20 protein-coding genes are annotated in these 22,973 nt (G+C 42.5%); 8 read left to right on the top strand and 12 right to left on the bottom strand.

The window, feature by feature from the left end; translation table 11 throughout:
- Positions 1 to 216: 216 nt before the first annotated feature.
- The 5 genes from MHB79_RS03770 to MHB79_RS03750 all read right to left on the bottom strand — a co-directional run bounded on the left by MHB79_RS03770 (position 217) and on the right by MHB79_RS03750 (position 5,774).
- Positions 217 to 1,974: a WD40 repeat domain-containing protein gene (locus MHB79_RS03770; RefSeq protein ID WP_050945775.1), complete on the bottom strand. Its 1,758-nt coding sequence runs from the start codon at positions 1,972 to 1,974 to the stop codon at positions 217 to 219.
- Positions 1,975 to 1,978: 4 nt separating this feature from the next.
- Entirely contained in the window at positions 1,979 to 2,782 is an 804-nt protein-coding gene (locus MHB79_RS03765) for a formylglycine-generating enzyme family protein (protein ID WP_050945774.1), read from the bottom strand.
- Between the two features lie 33 nt (positions 2,783 to 2,815).
- Positions 2,816 to 3,541, bottom strand: a complete 726-nt coding sequence (locus MHB79_RS03760; RefSeq protein ID WP_052465529.1) for a GTP cyclohydrolase II — start codon at positions 3,539 to 3,541, stop codon at positions 2,816 to 2,818.
- Positions 3,542 to 3,819: 278 nt separating this feature from the next.
- The gene (locus MHB79_RS03755) at positions 3,820 to 4,476 is read right to left on the bottom strand and encodes a class I SAM-dependent methyltransferase (RefSeq protein ID WP_003214095.1); all 657 of its coding nucleotides are present in this window, start codon (positions 4,474 to 4,476) and stop codon (positions 3,820 to 3,822) included.
- Between the two features lie 950 nt (positions 4,477 to 5,426).
- Positions 5,427 to 5,774 carry a general stress protein gene (locus MHB79_RS03750; protein ID WP_340989050.1) on the bottom strand — a complete coding sequence of 116 codons (348 nt, stop codon included), beginning with the start codon at positions 5,772 to 5,774 and terminating at the stop codon, positions 5,427 to 5,429.
- Between the two features lie 221 nt (positions 5,775 to 5,995).
- On the opposite strand from MHB79_RS03750, the gene MHB79_RS03745 reads away from it, so the two are divergent.
- Together MHB79_RS03745 and MHB79_RS03740 are read left to right on the top strand one after the other, a co-directional pair.
- Complete coding sequence (locus MHB79_RS03745) at positions 5,996 to 6,385, top strand: YfmB family protein (RefSeq protein ID WP_003214189.1); 390 nt, start codon at positions 5,996 to 5,998, stop codon at positions 6,383 to 6,385.
- 108 nt (positions 6,386 to 6,493) lie between these two features.
- Positions 6,494 to 7,498 (top strand): NADP-dependent oxidoreductase, encoded by a 1,005-nt coding sequence (locus tag MHB79_RS03740; RefSeq protein ID WP_137055405.1) that lies wholly within the window; start codon positions 6,494 to 6,496, stop codon positions 7,496 to 7,498.
- A gap of 35 nt (positions 7,499 to 7,533) precedes the next feature.
- On the opposite strand, the gene MHB79_RS03735 is transcribed toward MHB79_RS03740, so the two are convergent.
- Complete coding sequence (locus MHB79_RS03735) at positions 7,534 to 8,676, bottom strand: DEAD/DEAH box helicase (RefSeq protein ID WP_106032774.1); 1,143 nt, start codon at positions 8,674 to 8,676, stop codon at positions 7,534 to 7,536.
- Between the two features lie 152 nt (positions 8,677 to 8,828).
- On the opposite strand from MHB79_RS03735, the gene MHB79_RS03730 reads away from it, so the two are divergent.
- Positions 8,829 to 10,382, top strand: a complete 1,554-nt coding sequence (locus MHB79_RS03730) for an ABC-F family ATP-binding cassette domain-containing protein (protein ID WP_284907813.1) — start codon at positions 8,829 to 8,831, stop codon at positions 10,380 to 10,382.
- 211 nt (positions 10,383 to 10,593) lie between these two features.
- Here MHB79_RS03730 and MHB79_RS03725 read toward each other — a convergent pair whose 3' ends face one another.
- From MHB79_RS03725 to MHB79_RS03715, 3 genes are all read right to left on the bottom strand, one after another.
- The gene (locus tag MHB79_RS03725; RefSeq protein WP_003214465.1) at positions 10,594 to 11,784 is read right to left on the bottom strand and encodes an MFS transporter; all 1,191 of its coding nucleotides are present in this window, start codon (positions 11,782 to 11,784) and stop codon (positions 10,594 to 10,596) included.
- Between the two features lie 56 nt (positions 11,785 to 11,840).
- Positions 11,841 to 12,266 (bottom strand): MerR family transcriptional regulator, encoded by a 426-nt coding sequence (locus MHB79_RS03720; protein WP_003213966.1) that lies wholly within the window; start codon positions 12,264 to 12,266, stop codon positions 11,841 to 11,843.
- Positions 12,267 to 12,412: 146 nt separating this feature from the next.
- On the bottom strand, positions 12,413 to 14,296 hold the full coding sequence (locus MHB79_RS03715) for an ABC-F family ATP-binding cassette domain-containing protein (RefSeq protein WP_050945769.1): 1,884 nt from the start codon (positions 14,294 to 14,296) through the stop codon (positions 12,413 to 12,415).
- 133 nt (positions 14,297 to 14,429) lie between these two features.
- On the opposite strand from MHB79_RS03715, the gene MHB79_RS03710 reads away from it, so the two are divergent.
- Positions 14,430 to 15,497, top strand: coding sequence for a tetratricopeptide repeat-containing glycosyltransferase family 2 protein (locus MHB79_RS03710; RefSeq protein ID WP_003214241.1), 1,068 nt, complete (start codon positions 14,430 to 14,432; stop codon positions 15,495 to 15,497).
- A 186-nt stretch (positions 15,498 to 15,683) separates the two neighbouring features.
- Complete coding sequence (locus MHB79_RS03705; protein WP_106036035.1) at positions 15,684 to 17,075, top strand: amino acid permease; 1,392 nt, start codon at positions 15,684 to 15,686, stop codon at positions 17,073 to 17,075.
- Between the two features lie 37 nt (positions 17,076 to 17,112).
- Here MHB79_RS03705 and MHB79_RS03700 read toward each other — a convergent pair whose 3' ends face one another.
- Complete coding sequence (locus tag MHB79_RS03700) at positions 17,113 to 17,346, bottom strand: hypothetical protein (protein ID WP_024424583.1); 234 nt, start codon at positions 17,344 to 17,346, stop codon at positions 17,113 to 17,115.
- 6 nt (positions 17,347 to 17,352) lie between these two features.
- A complete protein-coding gene (locus MHB79_RS03695) occupies positions 17,353 to 17,553 on the bottom strand; it encodes a hypothetical protein (RefSeq protein WP_340990559.1) in 201 nt (66 codons plus the stop codon).
- Here MHB79_RS03695 and MHB79_RS03690 point away from each other — a divergent pair.
- Positions 17,541 to 17,852, top strand: coding sequence for a hypothetical protein (locus MHB79_RS03690; RefSeq protein WP_340989044.1), 312 nt, complete (start codon positions 17,541 to 17,543; stop codon positions 17,850 to 17,852). The genes MHB79_RS03695 and MHB79_RS03690 overlap by 13 nt on opposite strands.
- Positions 17,853 to 17,857: 5 nt before the next feature.
- On the opposite strand, the gene MHB79_RS03685 is transcribed toward MHB79_RS03690, so the two are convergent.
- Positions 17,858 to 19,273 carry an SLC13 family permease gene (locus tag MHB79_RS03685; protein ID WP_137055411.1) on the bottom strand — a complete coding sequence of 472 codons (1,416 nt, stop codon included), beginning with the start codon at positions 19,271 to 19,273 and terminating at the stop codon, positions 17,858 to 17,860.
- 260 nt (positions 19,274 to 19,533) lie between these two features.
- On the opposite strand from MHB79_RS03685, the gene pbp4 reads away from it, so the two are divergent.
- Both pbp4 and MHB79_RS03675 read left to right on the top strand, forming a co-directional pair.
- Positions 19,534 to 21,573 (top strand): penicillin-binding protein PBP4(5), encoded by a 2,040-nt coding sequence (pbp4, locus tag MHB79_RS03680; RefSeq protein WP_340989042.1) that lies wholly within the window; start codon positions 19,534 to 19,536, stop codon positions 21,571 to 21,573.
- A 134-nt stretch (positions 21,574 to 21,707) separates the two neighbouring features.
- The gene (locus tag MHB79_RS03675; protein WP_284907807.1) at positions 21,708 to 22,946 is read left to right on the top strand and encodes an MFS transporter; all 1,239 of its coding nucleotides are present in this window, start codon (positions 21,708 to 21,710) and stop codon (positions 22,944 to 22,946) included.
- The last annotated feature ends 27 nt before the right edge of the window (positions 22,947 to 22,973 follow it).

Below are 22,973 nucleotides of genomic sequence, written 5' to 3'. Positions count from 1 at the left end.
TTCTCATATTTTTTCCATCCGTTTCTTTTCAGAACGATCATAGTAAGGCAAGGAATAAAAAAGTTTATATGATGCTCGTTGTTTACAAAAACAGCATTTGCGACATTCATATTTATTAATGAGGAGCACATGCGGACAATTGAGTACAGTCAGACCTTTTTTCATATGTTCCTTGCAAACACTTATCATGAGAATCCCCCGCTTACATTCTTTTTCTTAATGAGAGATTACTTCTTTTGGAAATTGTTCAAATAAGCGCAGTACTTCGGTATACGTGCCATCTTCTCGAATATGATAAATCCCACCATCATACGAGCTTGCGTATACATCATTGCCTAATTGTCTGATGGCACTAATTCCATTCTTGGCAATTCTAATTGGGCCGGTATTGACCCCGAGCTCTGGATTCCACACAACGATATAGCCCCAATAATCTCCGCTCACAATATAGCCAGAGTCTGTGACAGAGACCGATTTAATCGAATACTGGTGTTCATTATGCTGGTCTAAAATTCTTCCTGTATGCAAATCAAACAATCTCACATTCTTGTCACGGCTGACAATGGCAATACGATCTCTTTTGCTATCAATGAATACGTCATTTAATAGCTCAGTCGCCCCGATATATTTCGCTTTTAAAGACAAGCTCTTCTTATCTAAAAGACAGATGGTTCCTTCTACCGCAGCTGTGATGATATGATCTCCTTCTACTTTTAGTGCTTTCACAGCACAATCGTGTGCTTTGGAACGGCCAACTTCCTTTAAATGCTCCGTCGAAATGACATGTACATAGCCGCCGTAAGTTCCAATATAGAATTGCCGATCCTCCTCGTGGAAATACACACTGTTGACCGGCCCTGTATTGAGATCAAACGAAACCATTTGCTGTAATGATTCATGAACAATATGCACCTGACTTGCATGATCTCCCCAAGCATAATAGCTTCCATCTCGTGCGACAGCCACTCCATTTGTTAAAACGCCTGTCGATTTAGCGATTTCAATCCCATTCTTTCTGAATTTTCCGTCATCTGATGCTGTGATGATATCTCCCGCATCAGTCAGTGCAATATCATTAATAGATGGTGTCGCCATTTCGATCTCATCTGATACCACTTTCCCCTTTTCAATAGACCATTCACAATACGTTTTTCCAAAGCTGGCTCCTAGGATGGATTTCTCATCCTCCGTCCAGACAAGCGAGCGCTCCCACTGATATTTATGAGGGAGAAGAGTATCAACCAAATCCCCTGTTTCGTAATTCCACAGCTTAATTAAATGGTCATAGCCTGCTGTCAGCAAGTAATTGCCGCTTGGAGAAAAGTTCACACGCTTGACGCCCTGTAAATGAGCTTTGATGATTTTTTTCTCCTGTAAAGTCACCGCATCATAAATAATAACGGTGCCATCGTCTCTGCCAAGTGCGAACACTTCTTTTTGATTGCTGCCGCTGATTGTGTCCAGCTCATAATCAAACGGACCGATCTCCCCTACAATTTCTCCTGTATCATACAGCCACACAAGAACATAGCCATCATCACCTGTTGTATAAGCTTTATCGCCATGTATCCATACAGCTAATACATCCTTGCTATGTCCATGAAATTCTCTTAGGATGGCTCCTGTTTCGATATCCCAGACTAAGCATCGTCTATCTCTAGATACCGATACAAGCAACGTATCCTGCTTCGCAAAAGCAACGGCTTCTACATCATCCGCATGACCAAACAGGGTGCGAATTTGAGTATGAGTACTTGTATCAAACAATTGAATGGTATAGTCTGACGATGCACTCGCTAAATACTTTCCGTTTTCAGAAAGAGATAAAGAGTTAATGATATGCTCGTGACTTCCAATAAACGTTCCTTCTCCTGTCGCCCGGTTCCACTGATAAATACAGCGGTCATAGCCGCCAGTGTAAACAATTTGGTCCTGCTGAGTTGATAAAACAGATGTAATTGGTCCTCTATGCATAGTTTTACACTCCCACCTTTATATGTTGTTTTTGACGAGTCATTACACGAAAGCCAGTAAATCGAAAAACAGGGTCTGGGTGCTTTCCGTGTCTTCTGGCGACTCTGCATAAATCTCCGCCTCTTGCAAAGGAGCCGCCTTTTAAAATGTAGTAATCACTGCCAAGCGTTTCCGTTAAATCATCTACGACCTCAATGCCGCCTTCGTACACATGATATTTGGTGTTGACCCATTCCTCGACGTTGCCCCCCATATCATAAAGACCGAATAAGGATCTGCCCTTTTCGTAATGGCGGACAGGCGTCGTTTTTTCGATATTTGATTCGTACGTATTACAGGAAGAAGGGTCAAACTCATCTCCCCATGGGTATTGATTTCTCGTGTTACCCCGGGCAGCATATTCCCATTCTTCTTCAGTAGGAATCGACACGTCTATCCCAAGTTTCCCGCTCAGCCACTGACAGAATGAGAAGGCTTCCTCAATCTCCATTCCCCACGCCGGATGATCTTTCCCGCCGCCAAGCTCTTGATTCGTTAAGCTCTCCGGGTACGACTGGCCTGTTTCATCACAATAGCTTTGATACCATTCATTGGTGACGACCGTATCTGAAATGAAAAATTCATTGATATACGACTGATAGGATGGAAATTCTTTATACAGCCATTTTTGAAATTTTTTCTCACGGCCGTAAGTTGGATTGAGAAGCTTGTCCTTCCAGAATTCTGATGCCTTTTTCATATCTTCTTCATTACTTCCGATTGTTGCATAGCCGCTTGGGATTTGAATCCAATTGATTTCAGGTTTCACGCTTTTCTCCCGCCTTCTTTAAAGTAAACTCATCTACTGATTAATTAATTTTTTCTCATCGACCATATGCCCTGAGGCTGCTTTTGCTTTTAAATAGGCTTCATTATAGAGAGAGGCTTCGACCGTATGATCAAACCGTAAAACAGGAAGACCGTAAGCAGCAATGGAATCGACTTTATCTGGATTGTTCGTTAGGAGATGCATTGGTTTCCCTTTGTTTAAATAGTGCAGAACAGCCGCTGCCTCCTCGTAATGCCGATCATCATCGCCGCAGCCAATCAGGCGGTTGGCTTCAAAAGTATCCAGCTGCATTTCCTGTAATTTATACGTCAATGCTTTCGCCATTAGCCCAATTGACCGCCCTTCTTGATTGGCCATATAGACGAGCATGCCTTTTCCGTAATCGGTGATTTTCTTCAGCGATAACGCAAGCTGTGGACCGCAGTCACATTTCAGTGACCCAAACACATCCCCTGTTTGGCAGACACTATGAATTCGCACAAGCGGCGGCATTTCATTTTCAAAGTCGCCAAATAAGAGACAAGAGGAAAAGGTTTGCTGCGCGGTACTCATTTGGACAATAGATTCGATCGTTGGTTTTGTCTCCCCTTCAACAGGTGCGAAGGCATACCATTTAAATGGCACTTCTTCATGTTGAATGGAGATTGGCAGGTTCACTGGCCCCACGAGCAAATAGTTTTTTTCTTGAAAGGTAAAATGATGAATCATTGATTGCAATTCATCTACAAACTTGTTCATTTGTCTCCCCCCTATTCATCGCTGCACCCAAATCGACTCACGTAGCGCAGTGATGGTGATGAATATGTGCCTGCACTAATAGCTTAAAAGAACATGGATGTGCGTTTCCTCTCATCGTTCAAACCTTGATTCCACCTATTCTAGCGATATGTCAATCTAGGTCTTTTCCAGTACAAAGGAGCAGAATTCTTGGTTCATAACGCCTTTCCCTTACATGTTGCGCACAGGCTGTTTCTTAGAATGAACACCTCTGCTACGTTTGAGTGTTCACCTTTGTACTAGATTTTGACGGCAATGACATGATGCTGGCTAATGCCGGCTTTTGCTTTTAATGGTGTAATCGATACAAGCTCCAGACCTGATGAACAAATTCTTTCTCCAAGCTGAGAGTCTGAAAACGAAAAGTGGAAACGGCCATCCTCTCCGATTAATCCTGTTCTCCACTCTTCTCCCCATACAACAAGTGAGAAGACGCCGCCTTCATGAAGCAAAGAGGAAACCTGTTTTAAATAACGCTCATGATCATCAGGGTGCTGGTGATGAAAGCAGCCATGATCTAAAATTAAATCAAACTGCATCCCTCGACCCTGGCCCATCGACCAGGACATAAAATCTTGATGAACAAAATGGACAGGAACCGTTTCTCTTTTCTGTAATCCTACCCACTCCTCATGCTCATACAGGTCGATGCCGACATATGCGGAAAGCCCGCTTAAATGTTCAAGTGCCCGGCCGTTCCCGCACCCGATATCCAGCACAGAAGCAAGTGCATTCTTTTCCCTTGAACGCCATGCCTTTAGTGACACCACGGCTGCATCTGTTAAAGATGGATCAGTAGACCACATATCTGTTCTTTTCTCATAATGTTCTTGAAATGCCATTCGCATTTTTTCTAGATACAACCCACTGTCTTCATGGTATAAAGCCTTTTTCATCATAGGACCTCCTTCTATTTAAAATCGACTTTCCGGGCAAAGGTCATTTTCAAGCCAAACACCTTATGTTAAAATGAAAGATGGATTTTTTAGGAAATCTATTTTCTGAAAAAGGAGAGAAGCATCCCACATGTTCACTCTTCTTTTTCAGCATGCATCCTCATATGCAGCCATTTGACAGCTGCAGCGCCTCAGCTTGTTCTCTCTTTTTTTCATATGAGTTCACCTCCTTCACCGTTCGATCAACTCACTGCCTTTCTTGAAAACGCTTTCTCTATTGTGCAGGAATACGACGTCTTTTAATTATCTCTTGCAAAGTGATCATATTAGAAAGATCATCTACTGTTTAAATCGACTATCATTTCTTCTTCATGTAAAAAACCATTTTCTTGTGTTTTAGTAGAAATTTCCCGAGTGCTTTTACCTTGGTTTTATGCCACCACCTATCACTAGAGTGTGCCTAGAATAAACCCATCAGAAATTTAACAACTACTTCCATAACAACTGGAATAAGCCAAATATATTGTTTTTAGATTATTTTGTCAACAAATTATTTCCTAAACATTAAAATGAATTTTCTAATTGAAAATACAGGTATTTTTCGTGGTTTTTTGACCTCAAAACACTTATTTCTACATAAAAACACAACATAAACCAATAGAACTAAGAAATTTATCTACTAAATTACACAAGATTCCCATTACATTTTGAAACAAAATTGAAAGATACAATAATTATTTCCCGAATAGATTTTTGTGATATTTTGACTATTCCTTTCTCATTTCCTATCATTTTCTTTGGTATATCTGCATTTTCAATTAGATGATTTACTGTTTATTCCAATCTGCTGTTTTTTCTTAATATAGGAAAAAAGATGCATCCTCTCCTTCAGAGATGAAGGCATGAAAAAAAGCCCCTTACGAAAGTAAGAGACTTTTTTCAGTTGGCGATTATGCCCAAATTTTCACTTTTTCATGGTCTGTCACAAAGAGAAGGACTTTCCCTTCGTCTAAATGTTCTTCAAATGTTTCAGCTTCTTCTTTAGAGAAACCAATTTCATGGATTTTATTTCGGAGCTCATCGCCCTTTTTACTAAAGATGTTCCCAACAGCATGTTTCAGTCCAACTTCTCTTGGACCTATCGTATTGGCATCTGCGTTTCCAGCAATACGCTCTGTACGATCATCGTCATGGGACAGAACATAAATGTCCTCTCTTGCAACACCGAGTGATTTTAATTGCTCTACATCTCTTTGAAGTGTTTCATCATTTGAATACTCTCTTACAACAGGTTTCATTTTATATTCCTCCTTTAGCGTCTTACGAATCTTTTACCCGTCACTTTTATCATTAAACCTTCCTTGAGCACATCCATTTTACATTGTGTACTAGCCATGCCTATTGACTTATTTTTGACAAAAACCCTGTAAAAATGACTAAATTTTCAGAAATATTATGTTCATCCCTGCTATTTTGGTGTACAATTCTTGTACTGGAGGCTAGAAATGAGGTAGAGCTGATGTATTACTTTTCAGCGGAGCAGCAGTTTAATGCTTGGGTTGTCAGTGATTTGGTGAAACAGCTTTTTCAAAAGTGGAATCCTGAAGAAGCAAAAGCAAAGCCGCTTACATTGTTTGCTGAACAGCACTTTCGCATCTCCATTGATTATCTCTTTTCCATCATTATTAACATTGGAGATATCGAGTCAATTGAACAAGATCCACAAGACCTGTTGTCCTCATACTTGAATATCCTTTTTCCTTTTGTGACGCGCGATATGATGAAAGCCTCCATGCAAAATGCGAACGAATATTTATTAAAAGAACGTGATGCGGACGTGTATCAGCTGTTTGGCTGTCTGCCACCGCTCCTCTCTGTTGACTTCCAAAAAAGTAGTCCTCATCTCTGAGATGGAGGCTGCTTTTTTGTATGTGCTTGAAATAGACCGTATGTTTTGAATGAAAAGAAGCATCATGTTAATGTAAATCTAGGTTGCAAGTGAAAGGGAGGATTTGACATGAGTCAACAAAAGCAAATTCAATTAGCCAAACGTCCACAAGGATTACCTACAAAAGATGTTTTTCATTTTGAAACAGTCGATATACCTGTGCCGCAAGATGGTGAAGTCTTGATTCAAACGAAATATGTTTCTGTAGATCCTTATATGAGAGGACGAATGCAGGATACAAAATCCTATACACCTCCATTCAAGCTAAATGAAGTGATTCAGGGCGGTGTTGTCGGAGAAGTTGTCGAGTCTAAATCGCCTCAATTTGAAAAAGGTGATTTTGTTCTTGGATTCCTTGGCTGGCAAGAATATTCTACAGCCAAAGCTGAATCTCTGACTAAAATTGATCCATCCATTGCGCCATTGTCCTATTATTTAGGCATTTTAGGCATGCCAGGACAAACCGCTTATTTCGGTCTTCTTGCGATTGGTCAGCCAAAAGAAGGCGAGACCGTTGTCATTTCTGGGGCCGCAGGTGCTGTTGGTTCCGTTGTTGGGCAAATTGCTAAGATCAAAGGCGCTCACGTCGTTGGGATTGCGGGATCTGATGATAAGCTGGCTTATTTAAAAGAACTGGGTTTTGATGAAACGATTAATTATAAAACAACAAATGACTTAGATGATGCTATTGCAAAGGCATGCCCTAACGGCGTCGATGTGTATTTTGACAATGTAGGCGGCGAAATATCTGATGCTGTGATGAATCATTTGAACCGCTTCGCACGTATTCCAGTGTGCGGCGCGATTTCGTCTTATAATATTAGCGCAAGCGAGGACATCGGACCGCGTGTGCAAACAAAACTCATCAAAACAAGCGCATTGATGCAAGGCTTCATTGTTGCCAACTATTCAGATCGTTTTGAAGAAGCAGCAAGAGATCTCGCACAATGGGTAAAAGAAGACAAACTGACTTACAAAGAAACAATCATTGAAGGCTTTGACAACATTCCTGATGCATTCCTCGGACTATTCAAAGGGGAAAATGTCGGAAAACAGCTTGTCAAAATTTCATAAAAAGAAAGGACCCTCCATGTGGAAGGGTCCTTTTTCTATGCTTGCTTTGGCGCAAGATGCAGCTGGCCTTGCTTATAAACAATTTCCTGAAGCGAAAGATTCAGCTTTTTCGCCATTTTTTTGAGCGTTGTATGCTCTGGAGGTGTGACTAGGCTGATGACAGCCCCTTCTTTTCCTGCGCGACCGGTTCTGCCTGAACGGTGGATATAGCCTTCTTCGTTTGGCAGGTCGGCATGGATCACGTAAGGCAGATCGTCAATATCGATCCCTCTTGCTGCGATATCTGTTGCAAGAAGAAGCGGGAATTCACGCTGTTCAAATTCCTTTAAGATGATAGCTCGCTCTGCTTTTTTCGCTTCACTATGAAGAACACCGAGGTCGACATGGTGATACGCTAATTTCTCTGCATAAATGCTTAGATTCGTAATATCACGCACAAAAACGAGCGCCTGCATGTCCTCAAGCCGTGATAGCTTTTGCAGTAGTTTCACTTTGTCACGCTGGTCACATAACAGATAATAGTGTCCTACTTTCTGCGCTTCTTCCTCGCTTCTGGCAATTTTCAATACTTCTGGTTCAGTTGTCATTTCTTTAATCAGTTGAACCGTTTCGTCTTTCAGGGTTGCAGAAAAACAAAGAATTTGTCTTTCTTTTAATGTGGATTTAATAATCGCTTGGATCGTTTTCATATGCTCTGGCACAAGAAGCTGATCTGCTTCATCTAGCACGATCGTTTTGACTTCGTGCATTTTCAGTTTCTTGATTTTGATTAATTCTTGTACACGGCCAGGTGTTGCGACAACGATGTTCGGGTGTTTCTTTAGTTTTTCCTGCTGCTTTTTAATGTTCGCTCCACCAATCAAGGAGATCGCTTTGATGTCTGATCCTTGTTTGAACTCTTGCACGACATCAAAAATTTGCATCACAAGCTCTCTTGAAGGTGCCAAGATTAAGACTTGCGGGTGCTTGATATTCACATCGATTTTATTTAAAAGCGGCAACACATACGCCAGTGTCTTCCCCGTTCCCGTAGGCGATTCTGCAATCACATCACGCTTCTCCGTAATCCATTCTGCTGTTTTTTCTTGTATAGCTGTTGGTTTTTCAAAACCAGCCGCTTGGAAGTTCTCTTGTATAAATGGCTTTGCTTCTTTCAAAAATGCCCAATTTTCTATCATGTCGATCTCCTTTATCCTCATTCAATCTATCCTTTAGTATCTCAAAATCAGCTTTGAAACGCAATTTTTCTTTTGATGCTTTTATCGAGCCGGACAGTTCGATATAATCATGAGAGGCACTAGCCGTTTTGAATCTATTTGAGGTGTAAAAAATGATATTATCTGTTAAAGATTTAAGCCATGGCTTTGGCGACAGAGCCATTTTTCACGAAGTCTCCTTCCGTTTATTAAAAGGCGAGCATGTCGGCTTAATTGGCGCCAACGGTGAAGGAAAGTCAACGTTTATGAATATTATTACTGGCAAGCTGGAGCCAGATGCAGGAAAAGTCGAATGGGCAAAAAATGTCCGTGTTGGCTACCTTGATCAGCACACTGTGCTAGAAAAGGGAAGAACGATCCGCGAAGTCCTTCAGGATGCATTCCACTATTTATTTTCCATGGAAGCATCGATGAATGACATTTACGGCAAAATGGGTGAAGCCGATCCTGATGAGCTGGAAAAGCTGTTAGAGGAAGTGGGCGTTATTCAAGATGCGCTCACAAACAATGATTTCTATATCATTGATTCCAAGGTTGAAGAAATAGCCAGAGGTCTTGGGTTAACGGATCTCGGGCTAGACCGTGATGTGACGGAGCTGAGCGGCGGGCAGCGTACAAAAGTATTGCTTGCGAAATTGCTGTTAGAGAAGCCAGAAATTCTCCTTCTCGATGAGCCGACCAACTATTTAGATGAGCAGCATATTGAGTGGCTGAAGCGCTATTTACAGGAATATGAAAATGCGTTTATCCTCATTTCACATGATATTCCGTTTTTAAACAGCGTCATTAACTTGATCTATCATGTTGAAAATCAAGAGCTCACGCGCTATGTTGGTGATTATGATCAATTTAAACAAGTGTATGAAGTCAAAAAGCAGCAGCTTGAAGCAGCTTATAAAAGGCAGCAGCAGGAAGTCGCTGAATTAAAGGACTTTGTTGCAAGAAACAAAGCACGTGTCAGCACAAGAAATATGGCCATGTCCCGTCAGAAGAAACTGGATAAAATGGATATGATTGAACTCGCAGCAGAAAAGCCAAAGCCTGAATTCCACTTTAAGACGGCACGGACTTCTGGGAAATTGATTTTTGAAACAAAAGATTTGGTCATTGGTTATGATGAACCGCTCTCTCGTCCATTAAATCTGAAAATGGAACGCGGGCAAAAAATTGCGTTATACGGCGCTAACGGGATCGGAAAAACGACATTGCTGCGAAGTCTCCTTGGAGAAATCTCGCCAATTTCGGGTGAGGTGGAACGCGGAGAATTCCTTCATATTGGCTACTTTGAGCAAGAAGTAAAAGAGCAAAACAGCAACACCTGTATTGAAGAGGTATGGGGCACCTTCCCTTCTTACACGCAATATGAAGTGAGAGCCGCTCTTGCAAAATGCGGATTAACGACAAAGCATATTGAAAGCCGCGTGTCTGTATTAAGCGGAGGAGAAAAAGCAAAAGTCCGTCTTTGCAAGCTGATCAACGAAGAAACCAACTTACTTGTTCTCGATGAGCCGACCAATCACTTGGATGTCGATGCAAAAGAAGAACTAAAACGTGCATTAAAGGAATACAAAGGGAGCGTCTTATTGATCTCTCACGAACCTGAATTTTATCAAGATGTAGCCACTGAAACTTGGAATTGCGAATCTTGGACGACCAAAGTATTATAGGCTTCAGATTGTTGACAAAGGGCTAAAATGATCTTTATTTTAGCCCTTTGTCTTCTTTTCAACATGATAGAAAAACTTTGAAGTCTAGGAAGGACGAGTACCGGAGTGGAGCGAATTGAACATTCGTGAGCACCGGAACGCAGTCCTGACAAAGAATGCGAGGGTTTGTCTACACGCTGAGCCATAGATGCAGATATATGGCTTTTTCTATTTAATGACCTGCTTGAATATTGATGAGATGCTTACGACCAATCAGCAGGATGATCATGCCTAACAGAACGACAGCCGCCCCAACATAGTAAGGGGTGCTTGCTGTATAAGATTCAGCAAGTACGCCGGCAATCCAAGGAGCAATCGCGCCCCCAATAAACCGTACAGCACTGTAAGAGGATGAAGCAATGGAACGCTCAACCGGTGCTGATCCCATCACAGCGGTCGTGAGCACAGTATTGATCATGCCAAGAATACCCCCAGCAATGACAATTCCGCAGATGACGACGACAACATGTGAAGTCCAGATCCCAATACCGAATAAAATCACAGCAAACGAAGCAAACAGAACCACAAGAGAAGTCAATGTCCCAAGCTTGCGATGAATGACCGGCGCTGAGAAGACGGATGTCACAGCTAAAAATAGTCCCCATCCAAAAAAGACATAACCAAGACCATGCTCATCCAGATGAAGCACAAATGGCGAATACGCTAAAAGCACAAAGAAACCAAAATTGTATAAGAAAGCGGCAGATGCCATCGTTAAAAGCCCTTTATATTTTAACGCCCCGACAGCCTCGAATAATTTCACCTTTTTCTGAGGTTTTTGCATCGGTGGAAGCATAAACGTAATGGCTAAAAGAGCAACAAGCATTAATACCGCAACGCCAAAGAATGGTCCGCGCCAAGAGATCGTCCCAAGCTCTCCCCCAAGCAGTGGTCCAACCGAAATCCCAAGACCTAGTGCAGCCTCGTATAAAATAATGGCCTTCGCACTTCCTCCAACAGACACGCCAACAATGACAGAGAGAGCCGTTGAAATGAATAAGGCATTCCCGATGCCCCATCCGCCTCTAAAGCCGATTAATTCGTTAATCGTTGAAGAGGTACCGCCTAAAGCAGAAAAGACAATAATAAAAATAAGTCCGATTAATAACGTCCATTTCGCACCAATCCGGCTAGAGAGAAAGCCGGTAAAAAACATCACAAAGCCGGTCACAAGTAAGTAGCTCGTAAATAAAAGAGAGACCTGACTTGGAGATGCATCTAATTGTGATGCAATGGCCGGCAAAATCGGGTCCACAAGTCCTATCCCCATAAATGAAATCACACATGCAAAGGCAACAGCCCAGACGGCCTTCGGCTGTCTAAGCAGACTTGTACGCTGTTTTAACACTTCTTCTTCCTTCATTCCATCAGAACCTTTCCTTCAAATGTTGACAAAATAAAATAAACACACAGAGGTGTTTATTTTTGTAATTGCTCAATTGCATGAGCCGCTTTATCTTTCATCGTTTCAAGATCCTTTTTAAAGGATTGAATCGTTTCAAGCTTTTTTGTAATCAATTGATGCTGCACAGTCAGCTGCGCATCCATATCTAACAGCTTCTCTAATCGTTCCTTCGGATCAAGCGACAGCAAATAGCCTTCTTTATTTAGCTCTAACTGCTTTCCTATTTCCATAAACGATTGAAGCTCTTGTAAAGAAAAGCCGAGTACCTCTTTTGCCTGCATCACTTTTTCTAGTTCTTCCATGTCGTCCTCTGAGTACAGTCTGACACCGCCCTCTGTCCGCTTTGGTGCTGATAATAAACCAATCTCTTCATAGAAACGAATCGTCCGTTTCGTCAGCCCGCTTCTTTTCGCCACTTGATCAATTTTCATCCATTCCATTGCCAGTGCCTCCTGCTCATCAATTCATGATTTATTATACACCTTTATAACCTTAACGTAAACGTAAATGTTTGAGTTCTTGATTCTCTCGTGTTTTGATGTAAAGCAAAAAACCTGTAGAATGTTCTACAGGTTTCATATTAGGATTAACCCTCTAATTCCTCAATCATGATCGACAGTTCTGTCCAGCGGTCCATTGCTTGTTCTAGTTCTTCAGCAACGGCTTTTTGTTCGTCCATCAGCTCTTGAATTTTCCCAAAATCACTGCCTGCTTCTGCAATGCTGGCTTCAAGCTGCTGATGTTTTTCCTCTAATGCCTGAATCCGGTCTTCAATTCCGTCCCATTCAAGCTGATCTTTATAAGAAAGTTTTTTTCTCTTTTTAGGCGCCGCTTCTACTTGTTTCTCAGCAGGCTTTGTCTCTGTCCGCTTCGCCTCTTTTTCTTGCTCCATGTAATCGCTGTAAGCACCTTGGTAGTGTGAAATGCGGCCATTTCCTTCAAAGACAAGCAGACGATGAACCACTCGATCTAAGAAATAACGATCATGCGATACGGTCATGACAACGCCAGGGAACTGTTCTAAATAATCCTCTAAAATGCTAAGTGTCTCCGTATCAAGATCGTTCGTCGGCTCATCTAGAAAGAGAACATTCGGTTCTTCCATTAAGACTTTCAGTAAATACAGTCTGCGGCGTTCTCCCCCTGACAGCTTGCGAATAAACGTCCGCTGCATGGATCTTGGGAATAGGAACCGTTCCAGCATTTGCTCTGCTGTCACTATGGCGCCATCAGATGTCTTAACGATTTCAGCTGTTTCCTTGATGTATTCAATGATCGTCAGCTCTTCATCCATTTCCTTGTGATCCTGCGTGTAATAGCCAATACGAACGGTTTGTCCAATTGTCAATTGTCCTGAAGTCGGTTCAATTTTACCCGCGAGACAGTTGAGAAGCGTCGTTTTTCCGACTCCATTCGGTCCGATAAATCCAATCCGGTCGCCCGGCACGACTAAGTCTGTAAACCGCTCCACAAGGTTCTGGCCAGCAAAGGAAATCGATAAGTCTTCTGCCTCTATGACTTGTTTTCCTAGGCGATGGGAACCGATGGCGAAATCCAGCTCTCCCTTCGCATCAGGCCCTTTTTGATCCATCAGCTCTTCGGCTCTGCCGATGCGTGCTTTCTGCTTCGTCGTTCTTGCTTTTGCCCCTCTTCTCAGCCATGCAAGCTCGCGTCTGAGTAAGTTTTGACGCTTCGTTTCTTTCACCTGAGCCTCTGCTTCTCGTTCCGCTCTTTTTTCTAAAAAGACTTCATAATTTCCTTTATACGTATAGAGCTGTCCTTGATTCAATTCATAAATCCGATTGGCCACACGGTTGAGGAAATAACGATCATGCGTCACCAGAATGACAGCACCGCTGTATTGACTCAAATATCCCTCGAGCCATTCAATCGTTGCATTATCGAGATGGTTGGTTGGCTCATCTAAAATCAGCAATCCCGCAGGCTGAATTAAATTTTTAGCAATCGCGACACGCTTTTTCTGTCCGCCTGATAAGGCATGAACAGAACGGCTCACATCTTTGACGCCAAGCTTTGTCAAAATCGTTTTGGCTGACAGGTTCGCATCCCATGCGTCTTCCTGATCCATTCGATTTTGCATGCGCATGAGCGCCTCTTGTTTTGCTTCATTTTGCGGATCATGCTCTAAATCAGCGAGTGCCTGTTCATATGCCTTCATCGTTTGAATCATGGGTGCTGTTCCAGAAAAAATGTAATCGAGAATCGTTTCATCCCCGTTCATTTCAGGGTCCTGCTCAAGAAATTCGATATCAAGTGTCCCTGCCTTCGTGATGTCACCCTCCTCAAACGATTCAAGTCCTGCAATGACCTTTAGGAGCGTTGACTTTCCTGTTCCGTTTGGTCCAATCAATCCGATGCGTTCCTTTGGTTCTATATGAAAAGAAATATGATCAAACAGCGTTTTCTCGCCATAGGTTTTATATAATCCTTCAACATTCAATAAACTCATTTTTATCAGCCCTTACATAGATTCTTCCTTTATTCTAAATCAGCCAGTAGCAGAAAACTAGTTTTAAAAAACCTGCTGCTGAAAAGAATGTTTCCTTTTGCTGCTCGATACACTATGAAGAGGTGATCTAAAGATGGTAACCATTAGCTTATGTATGATCGTGAAAAATGAAGAGGAGGTGTTAGCGGACTGCCTCTCCTCTGTTCAAGACATTGTCGATGAGATGATCATCGTTGATACAGGTTCAACAGATCGTACGAAGGAGATTGCTCACTCCTTTTCAGCACAGGTACTTGATTTCGAATGGGTTCAGCATTTTGCCAAAGCCCGCAATTTCGCTTTCTCACGTGCAACGAAAGAGTATATTTTATGGCTTGATGCAGACGATGTTCTGCTAGAAGAAGACCGTCAAAAATTTCTTCAGCTCAAAGAGACACTCGATCCTTCGGTAGATGCCGTCTCGATGTTTTATCATGTGGGATTTGATGAAGACGGTCGGGTGAATTTTAAATATAGAAGAAATCGCCTAGTGAAGCGTGCCTTAAACTTTCAATGGTACGGAGCCGTTCATGAGTATCTTCAAGTGTATGGCAACATCTTTCCAGCCGATATCGCCGTCACACACCAAAAGCGTAAGAAAACAACCGCTGGTGAGCCTGGGCGCAACTTGCGAATTTATGAAGATATGCTGGCAAAGGGAGAGAACATGACACCCCGTGATCTCTTTTACTTTGCCAATGAATTAAGAGATAACAAGCAGCATGTCAGAGCGATTCGTTTTTATCATGAATTTTTAGCGACAAAACAGTGCTGGATTGAGGATGAAATTCGCGCATGCCAATATTTAGCCGACTGCTATTATGCGGTAGGTTTCGAGGAAGCGGCTTTATCCTCATTATTACGTTCTTTCTTATATGATCAGCCTCGGCCAGAATTTTGCTGCCGGATCGGGGATCATCTAAAAATTCAAAATAAACATCAGGCAGCGATCTTTTGGTATGAGCAGGCGCTGAAGGCTCCTGAAAACGAAGCAGCCTTCACACTCACACAGTATAAAACGTGGTATCCTCACCTTCAGCTTTGCTATTGTTATTATCAGCTCGGCAATTTGGAGAAAGCCAAAACACATCACCTTGCCTCCGCCGCCCATAACCCCACTCATCCAAGTGTGCTGTATAATGAAAAAATATTTACTAAATAGACATAGACTATCTATCGCCACATCCGCCTTCCATCTCTTGGCGGATGTCTCTTTTTAAGCACAAATTCGATTGTGGCGTTTAATACTTTAGTGATTTAAAGCGTTCTCCAACCAATTGACTAAATTATCATTTAAGCATATACTAACACTCGTCTTACGAAAAGATTTATCCATTAGGAGGTCAACATGAGTTCTTTATTTCGAAAAAAGTCTCTCGACCAGCTCATGCTTGAAAGTCAAACGAAGCGGCTCAGCCGATCGTTAAATACGTTTGATTTAATCTTGCTTGGCATTGGCTGCGTGGTCGGGACTGGTATCTTTGTGATTACGGGGGTTGCTGCTGCGAAAGATGCGGGACCTGCGATTATTATATCTTTTATTTTAGCTGCGATCGCATGCGCCCTTGCTGCTTTTTGCTACGCTGAATTCTCCTCGTCCATTCCTGTGTCAGGAAGCGTCTATACGTATTCCTACGCAACACTTGGGGAATTTCTCGCCTTCTTAATGGGCTGGGATCTCATGCTTGAATATGTCATTGCGCTCTCTGCTGTAGCAAGCGGATGGTCGTCCTATTTTCAATCACTGCTCAGTGGATTCGGTCTGCACATACCGAAGGCATTATCAGCTGCACCTGGAGCCGCTGATGGAGCCGTCTTTAACCTTCCAGGCGCACTCATTATTTTGCTCATCACCTTTATCGTCTCAAGAGGCGTCAAAGAAAGCACGAAGCTGAATAACATCATTGTGCTGATTAAAATTGCCATCGTCCTTCTCTTTATCATTTCTGGCTTTGCTTACGTCAAACCTGAAAACTGGACACCTTTTATGCCGATGGGCTTTCACGGCGTGATTGCTGGAGCGGCGACTGTCTTTTTTGCTTACCTTGGATTTGATGCAATCGCTAATGCGTCTGAAGAAGTCAAAAATCCTCAAAAGGCGATGCCAATCGGAATCATCGGTGCGCTCGGTGTTTGTACGATTTTATACATTGGTGTTTCATTCGTCTTAACAGGCATGGTTCACTATACGAAGCTGAATGTCAGTGACCCTGTCGCATTTGCTCTTCAAGTTGTTGGCCTGAATAGTGTGGCGGGCATTATATCCGCAGGTGCTATTATCGGGATTACGACAGTGTTAATTGCACTTGTTTATGCTCAAGTTCGCTTAACCTTTGCCATGAGCCGAGATGGACTCATGCCGAAAATCTTTTCAAACGTTCATCCAAAATCGAAAACACCGGTTGCCAACACTTGGCTCACAGGTGCTGTTGCGGCATGTATCGTTGGATTCGTTAACTTATCTACGCTAGCGAATTTAGTCAGCATCGGTACACTTGCAGCCTTTACGGTGATCTCTATCGCTGTGATCGTACTACGGAAAAAACATCCGAATATGAAGACAGCTTTTAAAGTACCTTTTGTACCTTACCTTCCCATTATTAGTGCGGTCATTTGTATGATATTGGCTGCTACACTGAAATGGGAGACATGGAGAGCCTTCCTGATCTGGGTGGCCATTGGTGTCGTTGTTTATTTCACCTATGCAAGACGAAAAAGTCATCTGAATGAAACACATTAGAAAAGAGACACGGGGATTCCCGGTCTCTTTTTTTTGCTTAAACCACGCTGTTTTTGACTGAATTTGAGTCCACCATATCTGGATCTAACACGCTTGAAATTGGAATGACAAGCGGTGAACAATCTCCATTGTCCTCTCCAAATCCTTGGTTCAATTTCATTGAGAGAAAATAATCGATCTGCTGATAAGGACCTAGCGTCAGTGATGCACCCCGATCCATTGCATTGATTTTAAAAGCACCGACATTGACGACTGAGGGTGAGAATAACATCACACGTCACTTCCTTTGAATGGGTTTAGCTGCTGGTGAAAAAGAGGCAGGTGAGTCCACTTGATCTCGATCATCTACATGGCTTTTTGTCCCGACAAAACCGCTGGCATCTCCAAAATTTTGTCCGTACCCCTGATTTTTTTTATCTGAGTTTTGCCACTCTGCTAACAAATTTTGTCCGACATTCACCGCCGATGCATTTTCCAGCCATCCCCTCTGTCACCGAGCTGGAGAAAAGGCTCACCGCTCTCGAGCAAAAAATGTCCGCACCAGCTTCTCCTGTCTCAGAGGATACACACATTCATATCGAATCCCTGCATGTGGACAAAATTGATTACCATTTAGAGTTTGGGGAGCTTTCCATTGATCAGCTTCAAGGCAGGCTCAATATTGGGGCAACCTATTACACGCCAAAGGACACTCACATCAAAAAATCAGCACCACCACCGAAGCCAAAAGAAACAAAAACACCGACAGTCTCGATTCGATCAAAGCCATCATCTTAACCCGCTCAGCTTTTAAGCACAATCGGGAGCCAGAAATACACCGCAAGGACAATCACCACAATACTCATGATATTTAACCAAAAGCCTGCCCTGACCATATCAGATATTTTCAGCACGTCCGCACTAAAGACAGCGGCATTTGGCGGTGTGGAAATCGGCAGCATAAACGCACATGAGGAAGCCAAAGCAGCCGCAGCCATTAACCCATAGGGCTCGATGCCAATCGCAAGCCCAAGCCCTACCGTAATCGGAATAATCATATTGGCAACAGCTGTATTTGACATAATTTCAGTCATAAACAAAATCGCTCCCGTTAAAATGATCAATAGCATGATATACGAAAGCCCATTTAAATGCTGTAGATTTTCCCCGATCCATCCTGTTAGATTGGTTTCTGCAAAGCCCGTAGCGAGTGAAAGCCCACCTCCAAACAAAAGCAACAGCCCCCATGGTAGCTGTTTCATATCCTGCCATTCTAATATTCTCTCTCCGTTTGTTGCTGGAATGAGAAATAACAGCATGGCACCGAAAATGGCGATAGATGTATCAGATACGGTGATCCCTCCAAACAAAAAGAGCTTAAAAATCCACAAAAACGCCGTCATAAGAAAAACACCAAACACCCATTTCTCCTCTTGTTTCATTTTCCCTAAATTCTCTAATCCCTTTCGAATGAACGTTACACTCATTTCACCTGTGTGCTCTACTTTGAACTGTACCTTGGTCAAATACAGAAATAAGAGAATGAGCAGAATCATCGCAACAGGAAAACCAAACAAAAACCACTCAAAAAACATAATTTCCCGATCTAATAGCTTTTTTGACATTGCAGCAAACACAGCATTTGGCACAGACCCAACAAGTGTTGCCAAACCACCAATTGACGCTGAATACGCAACCGACAATAAAATACTTTTACTGAATCGCTCAAGAGATGGACCAGCTAAGATGTCATTAGCCTTGACCTCTTTAATCACAGCCAGTGCCACCGGAAGCATCATCAGGGCTGTCGCTGCATTTGAAATCCACATAGATAAAAAAGCAGTCGCAATCATGATACCTAATACAATGCGGTCACTTCGTGTGCCAATCACCCTTAAAATGTGTAAGGCCATTCTTCTATGCAGATTCCATTTTTCAATGGCAATTGCAATCATAAATCCTCCCATGTACATAAAAACGATCGGATCTCCATAAGCTCTTGATGTCTGTTCCATAGAAAGCCCGCCAAGTGTCGGCAGTAGGATGATGGGCAATAAAGATGTTGCAGGTATGGGCAGTGCTTCTGTCACCCACCATGTAGCCGTCCAAGCGGTAATGCCCAAGACTACCCTCGCAGCATAGGTCAATTCATTTTCAGGTATGAGAAAAAGAATGAGCAAGAAGAGTGCCGGTCCAAGAACAAGTCCAATCACATTCACCTTTTTATAAACGATAACAATTCCCCCTATTGAAAGCGTTTGTATATTTTTCTATTTTTTCACATTCGATGATCTCTTAAGAAATCCTTTAAATCATAAGAAAAAATGAAGATATCTTTCATAGAAACAAGCTATCATTTTCGTCCCTTTCCCAAAACCATGACATCGTGCCTTGGTCTATTTTCATAGGAGAAACTATACAAATCACGACCAATCACTGTAAAATATAGAGGATCTAATCAAAAATTGAGGTGTTTTCATTGTATACGGATCAACGAAAATCATTTTGGAAACAGAAAAAAGTCATGATCCCCATTCTTAGTATCATCGTAGTTGCTGCTGCTTTCTTTTTCTTAAAAGATTCTCTTTTTTCAAAAGAAAAAGAAGCTTTAAAAGCGGCTCAATCCTTTACGAAACAAATGGAGAAGAAAGACTTTACAAAGCTGGCTGATGAGGTAACAAGTGCGTCTTTGAAAGCCAATGACTTCTCAAAAAAACAACTAGCCGAAAAATACGACAATATCTTTAACGGAATTGGTGCTTATGATCTGAACATATCAAAGCTCAACGTCGAAAAACAGGACAAAGGAAATGGGTATCAATTTTCCTATGATGTGACAATGAAAACGTCATTGGGCAAGCTGCACAAACTTTCTTACAAGGGCGTTCTCTCAGAAGAAGATGACAAATGGAAAGTCGACTGGAAGCCAAATCTCATCTTCCCGCAAATGGAGAAGGGAGATACCATCAAGGTCAAATCAGACCCTGCTGTCCGTGGAAACATCGTCGATCGAAAAGGGCGTACCCTAGCAGAAACAACTGGTGGAAGCGCACTTGGCATCATCCCAGGAAAGCTTGGCACAGGGGAAGAAAAAGAACGCAATATCAAAAAAATCAGCAAGGCGTTTGATTTAGATGAAGAACTAATCGACAATCAGCTGAAACAAGCATGGGTCACAGACGACACGTTTGTCCCGCTCAAATCAATGTTAGAACAGAAGCCAATTCCAAAGGATATAAAAGGCGTCACCTATCAATCGAAGGAAATGCGTTACTATCCTTATAACGCAGCCGCCGCCCATCTCACCGGCTATGTCGGGAAAGCAAATGCAGATGATATCAAAAGAAATCCGGCATTAAAAGCAGATCAAATCATTGGCAAAACCGGTCTTGAATTCACATTTGACAAAAACTTGCGCGGACAAGATGGCGGAAGCATTTTGATCGTCCATGATGAAACAGGCATTGAAGAAACATTGCAAAAGTCAGATCGACAAGATGGAAAAACAGTGAAGCTGACCATTGATGCCTCTTTACAGAAAAAAGCCTATGAACAGCTGAAAGGTGAAAAAGGGGCCGTCACGATCATGAATCCATCATCGGGGGATCTATTAGCGCTTGTCAGCGCCCCTTCCTATGATGTCAATCTTATGACAAATGGGATCACACCTAAGCAATATCAGGCATACAGTGAAAACCCAGATCTCCCATTCCAAGCCCGGTATGCGAGCCGGTATGCACCAGGGTCTACATTCAAAACCATTACAGCAGCCATCGGGCTGGAAACAGGTGTCACAAAGCCTAATAAAGTACGCACCATCCATGGACTGAAATGGCAAAAGGATCAATCTTGGGGCAATTATCGAATTACACGGGTTCACGATAAAGAGAACGTAAATATGGTTGATGCCCTCGTGTACTCAGATAATATTTACTTCGGACAGGAAGCACTGGAAATTGGCAAAGACACCTATGAGAAAAAAGTGAAAGCATTTGGGTTTGGCGAAGATTTGCACATGCCATTTACAATGAAACCAGCACAAGTATCAAACGACGGCATTCAATCGGACATCTTACTTGCTGACTCAGCATATGGTCAAGGCGAATTACTCATGTCACCGATTGAACAAGTACATGCCTATTCTCCATTTGCAACAGGAGGCAAGCTTGTCTATCCTCGAGTCGTTCAAGATGAGAAAACAGCATCACCAAAACAAATCATCAAAGAAGACTCGGCAAATACAGTGAAAGACGCGCTCACTCAGGTCGTGACGAGTCCAAACGGTACAGCTCACTCCTTACAAATTGAAGGAGCTGATATTGCCGCTAAAACAGGAACGGCAGAGCTGAAAAGCAAACAAGGAGCGACAGACGGTTCTGAAAATGGATTTTTACTTGCTTTTAATCCTAAAAAAGAAGATTACGTCCTCGTCGGCATGATTGAAGGTGTAAAAAATCGCGGTGGTAGTGGACTCGTTATTCAAAAAATGAAGCCTGTCATCGCAACTTTTTATAAGTAACCATTTAGAGACACAAGCGCTTGTGTCTCTTTTTTCTAAATCATGACAATTTGCTATTGTTTTATAGTTCACCTTATGAATAAAATGAGAAGAATGCAAAATAGAAAACAGTTGAATGAAAGGAGGAAGTCTCATTGGCTATTGCTGCTCGTACAAAGGATAAACCTCAAAATTCTGTCACTGGATCAACGGTTTATCCCATTTTATTGATTATTGGCATTTGCCATATGCTCAATGACACTTTGCAAGCCGTTATTCCTGCCATGTTCCCTATTTTAGAACGCTCAATGGGGCTGACCTTTACACAATTAGGGCTGATTGCCTTTACATTAAATATGGTCTCCTCCGTGATGCAGCCCGCTATTGGGTGGTACACAGATAAAAGGCCGATGCCTTATGCACTCCCGGTTGCTTTATTTTCTAGTGCTGTCGGTATATTCGGGCTTGCGTTTGCGCCTTCCTTTGCCACCATCTTGCTTTGCGTTGTCTTTATCGGACTCGGCTCTGCCATTTTTCATCCAGAGGGCTCCCGCGTTGCCAACATGGCAGCTGGTCCAAGACGAGGACTTGCACAATCCATCTATCAAGTAGGCGGAAATACAGGTCAAGCCTTTGCTCCGCTAATCGCTGCTTTAATGCTCGTCCCTCTCGGTCAGCCAGGCGTGGCTTGGTTTACGATTGTTGGAATGATGGCTGTCGGTTTCCTTCTTTATATTTCAAGATGGTACGCAGGAAGACTTCAAACCATTCGAGCTCAAGCGAAAAAAGCTCCACCAAAAGCTGCAAGATCTGAACTTCACCGTAAGTCAGCACTCACAGCACTTGGCATTATCGTCTTTCTCATCTTTGCCCGCTCTTGGTATGGGAATGCGATATCAAATTTCTATGCGTTTTATGCGATTGAACAATATGGATTGACGATTAAAGAATCACAGACTTATATTTTCTTATTTCTCATTCTAGGTGCAATTGGGACATTTTTAGGCGGACCGCTTGCAGACCGCTTCGGCAAGAAAACGGTGATTTTAATTTCCTTATTGGCATCCTTTCCACTTGCCTTGCTGCTGCCATTTGCCGGACCTGTTTTTGCCTATGTTTTACTTGGACTGATTGGAGTCATTCTGACGTCAAGCTTCTCTGTCACAGTCGTTTATGCTCAAGAACTATTTCCCGGGAAAATTGGCACAATGTCTGGTTTAACGGTTGGACTTGCGTTTGGTATGGGTGCAATCGGATCGGTCGCTCTAGGCTCATTCATTGATGCCTTCGGTTTAACGCCTACCATGATCGGAGTCGCCTTTTTACCGATATTAGGCATCCTTGCCTTCTTACTACCTAGCGATCAAACCATCTCCAAATGGAATGAATCATAAAAAGGAGAAAACCGCTCAGTGATTGAG

It is taken from the genome of Bacillus sp. FSL M7-0558 (assembly GCF_038003245.1).
GTDB classification, from domain to species: Bacteria; Bacillota; Bacilli; order Bacillales; family Bacillaceae; genus Bacillus; species Bacillus pumilus.
Note: the sequence above shows the minus strand (reverse complement) of the source record. Positions and strands in the feature narration are given on the sequence as shown.